Genomic DNA, 7,719 nt, shown 5'->3' with positions numbered 1-7,719 from the left:
ACATGAGCTTAAAGCTGATTTGGATTATGTTACCCATTTTTCAAAAATGGACCAGCAACTTGATACAAAATATACAGATGCTTTTGGAACTGCTGTGCGTATGCCAGGATCCAGACGTGGGGATATTCCTTCGAATAATGATATTTATGTCGCCAAAGTAGATTATGTTTTGCCACTCAAATTTTCCTCTAAACTGGAGGTGGGATGGAAAAGCAGTTTTGTACGAACTGAAAATGATTTGCATTATGATACGCTTCAAAATCATCAATATGTATCTGATGCATTAACCAGTAACTATTTTATTTATAAGGAAAATATACAAGCAGCTTATGTTAACCTTAAAAAGGAATGGAGGAGCTATCATCTTCAAATAGGTCTTCGAGGGGAGTATACTTCAACGAGCGGACATCAAATTACTACAGATTCCTTACAAAAAAGGAGCTATTATAAATGGTTTCCCAGTATTTTTCTAGGTCGTCAGATTGGAGAGATGCATAAGGTCCAGCTGGGATACAGCCGTAGGATCCAGCGTCCGGGCTACTGGGATCTGAATCCATTTCGGGTGTATACAGATCCTTTCTCTTTCTATGAGGGAAATGCTTACCTGAAGCCTGCGATGGTAAATGCTTTTGAGCTTGGGTACCATTTTAAATCCCGTTACTTTGCTACCCTAAGCTATAACCATACCAGCGATGTGATGGGAGAAAAAATCGGTCTGGTAGATCCGGGACGAGTTACTTTTGAACGGCCGGATAATCTTGGAAACTATAGTAATTACGGAATTAGCTTTACAGCTACTACTGGTGCAGGAGCATGGTTAACAGGAAGTCAATTTCTGAATCTATACCACAATTCATTTGATATGGAGAGTAGTCAGGGTACAATCAGACATTCGGGAAACACACTTGCATTGAATAGCCAGAACACTTTAATACTAGGCAAAGGATGGAAAGCAGAATTGAGTGCATTTTTCCAAAGCGCTGAGGTGTCAGGAACCACAAAAAATAAAGCTTATTCCAATATTTCCGCTGGTATTCAAAGGGAAATACTGAAGGGAAAAGGAAATGTCAAGCTGATGATGAATGATATCTTCGGAGGAAATCGTCCAAGGCAATTTATGTTCTATGAACAGGTTTCTTCCTATAGCAGACGGAATAATGATAGCCGGTATGGAATCTTGTCCTTTAGTTACCATTTTGGTCAAAAGGGTGAACGTACTGCAGAGCGTACAACCGGAAGTGAAGAGTTGAAGGGAAGGTTAAAATGAGAGACATAACTGATACCTTGAATGTGATGGAAAGGACGGTCTATCTTTACCTTTGCGATTATGGGAAAGAAATCGATGCAGAAACGCTTTGGCTCGAGCTCAAGAAAAGCGGAGCAGCGCTGAGTATTGGTTCGGTATATCTAAAATTAAAGAAACTGGAAAATGAAGGACTCGTGCTTCGAATTCATGCCGGAGGGAGAAAGTTTGTGTATAAATGTAAGGTTTGACTAAAGACTATAGATGCTTGTCTCTATGGAAATTTCCGTTTCCGGAGATAAAAAACGGGTGTGCATATAAGTTCGCGTTAAATATTTCGTTATAAATGGTATCATTACAGATACATTTTTATATTTTGCGTATAATTTTATATACCAAAAGAACACAACAAATAACACAAATAAACACAAATGAAAATTTCAAGAACCCTAGTATTACTAGCCGTTATGGGATCATTATCCTTAACGATGTATTCCTGTAAAACAAAGAAGGCTGTAGCAAAACCAGCGCCTGCACCGGTTGCACAGACACCTCCACCGGAAGAAAAGAAACCTGAACCTCCAGCTCAGGAACCAGAAAAACCAGCCGAAGTTGAAAAACCAAATTATAGCTTCAGCAATATCCAGTTTGAATTCAATTCAGACGTTTTGAAAACAGAGTCGATTCAGGCCTTGGATCATGCTGTTGCGGAAATGAGAAAAGATTCTTCTGTGAAATTCATTTTGAATGGTAATTCATCTGCTGAAGGAACGCCTGAGCATAATATGTCTCTATCTGTTGACAGAGCTAATGCGGTAAAGTCCTACCTGGTAAATGCCGGTATCAGTGCCTCTAACTTTACTGTAAAAGGTTATGGTGCTACTAAACCAATTGCTTCCAATAGCACAGATGAAGGCAAGGCTCTAAACAGGAGAGTAGAAATTAAAATAGTTCAATAGCAATATTTTGTTGATAAAGAAACCGGCATGGAGAAGAATAGTTTCTGACCATGCCGGTTTTTTATTTCTAGTTGCCATAAGAAATCTCTGTTTTAGCAGATCCGAGACAAGCAATGATTGCTTCAATTACTCTTTTGGTTTCTTCTGGATTTTTTACCTGAATGCAGTCTGCACCGGTTGTGCGCGCCGGATAGTCATTTCCTCCCTCAAATAAGGCATCCCCCATAAACAACATTTCTTCTATAGAAATATTCAAAATATCCCTCAGTTTATACATTCCGTAGGCCTTATCGATTCCGGGTTTGGTTACATCGATAGAGGTTGCACCGCCAAGCCTTACTGAAAATTCAGGAATCAGCCGATCGAGCAGAATTTTTATTTTCTGTCGTTTAGCAAAGTCAGGATCCCAGGCTTTTTTGGGCTCAAGCGGAGCTTGTTGTCCAAGTGCTGAAAAAGTGATTTGACTTCCCCGGTCTTCTATCTGTTCACCCCAGGTTTGAGTGGCTTTAAAGCCCGATTGCTGCAGGGCTTGATCCAGGGCACTGATGATCTTTTTCTTTTCAATATCTGTGAAATCTTCTGCATATAATTTCTTCCAACCAGAGGAACGGTGCTGATAAAATTTTGTTCCGCAGGTTGGTAAAATGGATAGATTGTCCAGGTTGCTTCCCTGGAGTAAATGAGATATGACCTGTTTTTCGAATTGGGGCCAGTCTCCCCCTGAAATTACTGCTACCTCGGCAATATTCAATAGTTTACCAAAGAGTGTTGCCATTTCTTCATCCAATGCAGCTTTACTTTCTGCAAGTGTACCATCAAGATCAAAAACAAGGAGTTTCTTCATCAGTATAGAATTATAGATTTTGTGTTGATATTTCATTCCATCAATCTTTACTATAACGGCAATAAACAGTTTTGGTTTACATTCCTTAGAAATTTACTCGTCGTAGGAATACAGTGAAAAATATTTATACCATAAAGAATGTTTAAACTATAATTATCAGAAGTTGGTATTTTGAAAAAATAATAATTTAATTTAGTATTAATGAGTCAATTCCTGATCGTATGAAAACCTATAGCTTCTACCTGTTTTTAATGGCATTTTGCTGCATGGCTTGTGGTTATACCACTAAAAGAAAAGCTGAACAGGAAATACCTGGAAAGGTCATTCAAAAGATTAGATCAGATCAGCAAAAGAGCCATTTTTATTTGAAAACAAGACCAGATTCGGCATTGCATTTTGCTCGTGAGGGCTTATTGATTGCAAAAAAATGGAGTTATTTGCCTGGAGAAGCACGCATGTTGTGTAGTTTGGCTGCAATAAATGAGGAGTATAGTAATTATGCTTTAGCCATCGTTTACCAAAAACAGGCCATCTTGCTCTTCAATAAAAGCGGATATAGAAAGGAGTTGGCAGGCGCCTATTTGCAACTTGGTTTATTACAAGCTAAACAAGGGGAGATTAATCCTGGCTTAGAGGCAATGAGATCGGGGCTTCGTCTATATACCTTAATGGCTGATACGACTGGATTGATCAAAAGTTATATGAGCCTTGGTGAAGTTTATGAACTTAACCATCAATTGGGTCAGGCTACTAAATTTTATGTTCAGGCAGAACAATTGAATAAAGATAAACCAGTTACTGACGACTATTTTAATTTACTGAATCATCTGGGGAAATTGCATACTAAAAAAGGTGACCATCAGCAGGCCTTAGCCTATTATAAAATTGGGGTAGCAAAAAGCGATGATCCAAATTTCAACAAATATCATGTAAGGTTTTTGCAAAAGACAGGAAAGGTTTTGGATTCTTTGGGTCGAAAAAGAGAAGCTTTAGATTATCACCGCAAGGGGCTGGAAAAAGCGAGGAATCTGAATCTGCGGGAAGAAGAAGCTCGTTCTTTGTTAAATCTTGCCAAATCGGTAAAGGAAGAAGACGCCCAGGAAAGTGTTCTTCATTTAAAAAATGCACTTTCCATTGCCAGAAGCATTGGAAATAAACAATTGTCGGCCGAAATCTACCGAAGTCTCTCTGATTTGTATAAACAACAATCCAGGTATTCAGAAGCATTGAATTCATTAGAAGAGCATCATAGGCTGATAGACAGTTTGGTCAATGCAGATAAAGCGAACCGTTTATCTGTTTTGCAATCCAGTTACAAGATTGCAGAATCCAGAATTCGTATTGAAGATCTTGAAATGGTTAATCAGGAGAGAACCTATGAGCGAAATATAGGAATAGGGGTTGCTGTTGCAGCTTTACTGATTTTATTGATCCTTTGGTTTTATTTCTACAAAATCAACCAGTTGAACAGAAGGCTTGAGGAAAGCAATATGGTAAAAGATAAGTTGTTTTCCATTATCGGCCACGACCTTCGTAATCCTATTGGCGGAATTACACAACTGCTGGCGGTGATGGATGAAGAAAAATTAAATCAGGAAGATCTTCAGCAAATGATTTCAGCCATGCGTAAGCAAGGTGATATTACCCTGGAAATATTAAATGCACTACTGAACTGGGGAGAAGCCCAGATCAAGGGTATTCATGTTAAGGCCTCTGCCTTTAATCCTGAATCGGTTGTTCGCAAAAACATAGAGGCATTGCAAAAACAAGTAGAGGATAAAGAATTGCTGATCATTAATCTTGTTCCTGTTACACTGAGCATTACTGCAGATCCAAATCATTTTGATTTTATCATCAGAAATCTGGTCTCTAATGCGATTAAATTCAGTCCGGTTCAGGGAAAAATTGAGGTTAAAGCGGATGTAGAAAATACTGGAAGGGTCCTGTTTTCTGTTAAAGATGAAGGAAAGGGCATCAGTAAAGAACAGCAGGATTTATTTCTGAAAAGCAATATGGATATTTCCTATGGTACGAGAGGGGAAAAAGGAACAGGTATAGGGCTTATGCTTTGTAAAGAATTTGTGAAATCTAACCAGGGTAAGATTTGGATAGAAAGTGAGCCCGGAAAGGGCTCTACCTTCTGTTTTTATTTAAATTAAGCCTTATCGGCTTTCCTGGATTTCTTTTCTGAATATAGAGATGCACCTAAAGCCAGTACAAGTAATACAGAACCTGCCAAAGAAATCTTCTCTCCGGTATAATAGGAAGCCGGATGAAAAACGAATTCAATTTTATGACTGCCTGCAGGAAGCTGTGCTGCCCGTAAAAGATAGTCTGCACTAAAATAGGGTTTTTCCTGACCGTCGATCAGCATTTTCCATCCCTTGTCATAATAGATTTCTGAGAAAATGGCTACCTGAGGTTTGGAACTATTGCTTCGATAGATCATATGGTCAGGAGCATAACTTGTCAGTTGAATCAGATCACCGGGAGCAGCTTCCGTGGTAGGGCTTGTAATAAAGGGTTTGTATTTTTCATTGACAATAGCAAGCTCTTTAGGGTTAAAGTTGTTTAGCCCTTGCATTTCCTGATCCGGATTTTGCACGTATTTAATGTTTTTAACAAACCAGGCATGTCCACAAGCTTCAGTATTAATTTGTACATCGGGGATTTTGGTCTCCGGATTGTTGTGGATGAGGTATTTAGTATTGAGCATGCTCAGTACACCAGGATTTATTCCTTTAGAGAATTGAGCTTGCACCAATTCATCAAAACGTTTTAAGCGGGCAGCTGAATAACCGCCAATAGATTTGTGAAAATAGGGGGTAGTTGCATCGCTCAAAATATTTTCAGTTAGATCAATTACTTTATAATCGGGATCTTTGTCTTTTAAAATGATTTCATCAACGGCCCTTGGCTTGGGTTGTTCAATATCCTGTTTGGAGACGAAACTGTCCTGATTAAGGTAGCGTTTATCTACTGTCCACATATCTATAGTAACCAGAATAAGAAAACCTGCAGATAGTAGTGTTACATTCAGTTTATCTTTTAGGTAGGCCCATAGGAGTCCAAATGCGGCAATGATAAAAAGAAAGGAACGGAGCGCATCTGCCTTGGCAGCGGCAGTTCTGTCTTCAACCAAGGCATTACCAAAGGAATTGGCTGTAGAAGCATCAATTTTCAGCATCTGTGACAATTGGCTGATAAACTGCTCATGGCTGTTGCTTTTAAAGGAAAGCAGTAAGCCGGGAACGACAGCAATGATCAGGCTCAGCCCCCCGGTGATATAAAAAGCTATTTTTGTTTTCTTGAACAGATCACCTTTGTTTTTATTGGTGATGATTTCGTTAACGGCAAGAAGAGCCAGTATTGGGAAACATAAGCCTGCTACTGCAAGTATAGATTCAACTGCTCTGAATTTGTTGTACAAAGGGAAGTAATCGAAGAAAAGATCAGAAACCAGTGGCCAGTTTTTACCAAAAGATAAAAGCAGGGTGAGAATAACGGTTGCCAGTAACCACCATTTTAGATGGTTTTTAACGATAAACAAACCAAGTACAAAGAGGAAACAAATAGCTGCTCCAAAATAGAAGGGACCTTCTGTAAAGGGCTTGTCTCCCCAGTACATTGGCATTGCGTTGGCAATATATTGCGCTTGCTCCGGATCTGCACCTACTCCTGTTAAGGCTTTGATTACATTTGAATCTTTATTTTGTGATCCCCTGGTACTACCACCATAGGCATTTGGAACAAGGAAGGTAATGCTTTCTCCTAATCCCTGGCTCCACTGATAAGCATACTCTTTATCCAGTCCATTACTCGGTTCCTTCGTGGTAGTGAGGTTGGATTTGCCCCTGATGGAGTCTTTTCCATATTCATAAGTGCTCCATAGAGTAGATGCATTTACCGCCACAGCAAGTAAAGTTGCAACGGCAAGATATCCCATGGCTTTTCCGAAATTGGCTGTTGTTTTTTGCTTAATGGCATGATAAAGTTCAATGCCAACCAACACCAGCAATGCCAGTAACAGATAATAAGTCATTTGAATATGGTTTGCCCTGATTTCCATGGCAAGAAATAAAGCGGTCAAAGCAGCTCCGGTAAGATGTCGTCCTCTGAATGCCAAGAGGATGCCTGCAAGAACAGGTGCAAAAAAGGCGATAGCAAAAGCCTGATTAGCATGACCAGCCACCAGTAGAATTATATTATAAGAAGAAAAAGTAAAAGCAATAGCGCCTGCGGCTGCCAGCCAGGGGTTAAGTTTGAGGACACAGAACAGTAAATAGGCACCAAGTAATAAAATAATAACAATACCAGCTGGTTTTGGAAAAGTATAGTTAATCGCGTTTACAATCCAGGAAGTCAAATTGGATTTATAAGGTGCCCATATCTGATAAGTTGGCATTCCACCATGAATCTGGTTTGTCCAAAGTATGGTTGTTCCTTTGGCTTTGTAAGCGTTAATTTCTGTTTGTGTAGATTGTGCTCTGGTTACATCATTTTGTCCGAGTGTTTTCCCTTCGAAAACGGGATTAAAGTAGACGAAGCAAATGGCTAAGAATAGGGTAATGATAATGAAGTGGAGGCTGTTGTGCTTAAACCAGTTGTTCATTCCTGTGTTTTTAAGGGATTATAATCTATGGGGGTTAAATATAAGATTAAGTTATATAAGC

The 7,719-nt window shown here is 39.3% G+C and carries 6 protein-coding genes; 4 read left to right on the top strand and 2 right to left on the bottom strand.

Annotated features, from left to right (window positions below):
* From DBR11_RS20505 to DBR11_RS20495, 3 genes are all read left to right on the top strand, one after another.
* Positions 1–1,267 (top strand): outer membrane beta-barrel family protein (locus tag DBR11_RS20505; RefSeq protein ID WP_199233902.1); only part of this gene is annotated, 1,267 nt, incomplete at its 5' end.
* The gene (locus DBR11_RS20500) at positions 1,264–1,494 is read left to right on the top strand and encodes a transcriptional repressor (protein ID WP_108554487.1); all 231 of its coding nucleotides are present in this window, start codon (positions 1,264–1,266) and stop codon (positions 1,492–1,494) included. The genes DBR11_RS20505 and DBR11_RS20500, both read left to right, overlap by 4 nt.
* A gap of 180 nt (positions 1,495–1,674) precedes the next feature.
* Entirely contained in the window at positions 1,675–2,202 is a 528-nt protein-coding gene (locus DBR11_RS20495) for an OmpA family protein (RefSeq protein ID WP_108554486.1), read from the top strand.
* A 67-nt stretch (positions 2,203–2,269) separates the two neighbouring features.
* On the opposite strand, the gene DBR11_RS20490 is transcribed toward DBR11_RS20495, so the two are convergent.
* Complete coding sequence (locus tag DBR11_RS20490; protein ID WP_233260847.1) at positions 2,270–3,082, bottom strand: HAD-IIB family hydrolase; 813 nt, start codon at positions 3,080–3,082, stop codon at positions 2,270–2,272.
* A gap of 185 nt (positions 3,083–3,267) precedes the next feature.
* Between DBR11_RS20490 and DBR11_RS20485 the strand changes: the two genes are divergently transcribed.
* A complete protein-coding gene (locus tag DBR11_RS20485; RefSeq protein WP_108554485.1) occupies positions 3,268–5,205 on the top strand; it encodes a HAMP domain-containing sensor histidine kinase in 1,938 nt (645 codons plus the stop codon).
* On the opposite strand, the gene DBR11_RS20480 is transcribed toward DBR11_RS20485, so the two are convergent.
* Positions 5,202–7,658: a YfhO family protein gene (locus DBR11_RS20480; RefSeq protein ID WP_108554484.1), complete on the bottom strand. Its 2,457-nt coding sequence runs from the start codon at positions 7,656–7,658 to the stop codon at positions 5,202–5,204. The genes DBR11_RS20485 and DBR11_RS20480 overlap by 4 nt on opposite strands.
* Positions 7,659–7,719: the final 61 nt, after the last annotated feature.

The organism is Pedobacter sp. HMWF019, assembly GCF_003061025.1.
GTDB lineage: Bacteria > Bacteroidota > Bacteroidia > Sphingobacteriales > Sphingobacteriaceae > Pedobacter.
The sequence above is the reverse complement of the archived record's forward strand: the minus strand, read 5'-3'. Positions and strand labels throughout refer to the sequence as shown.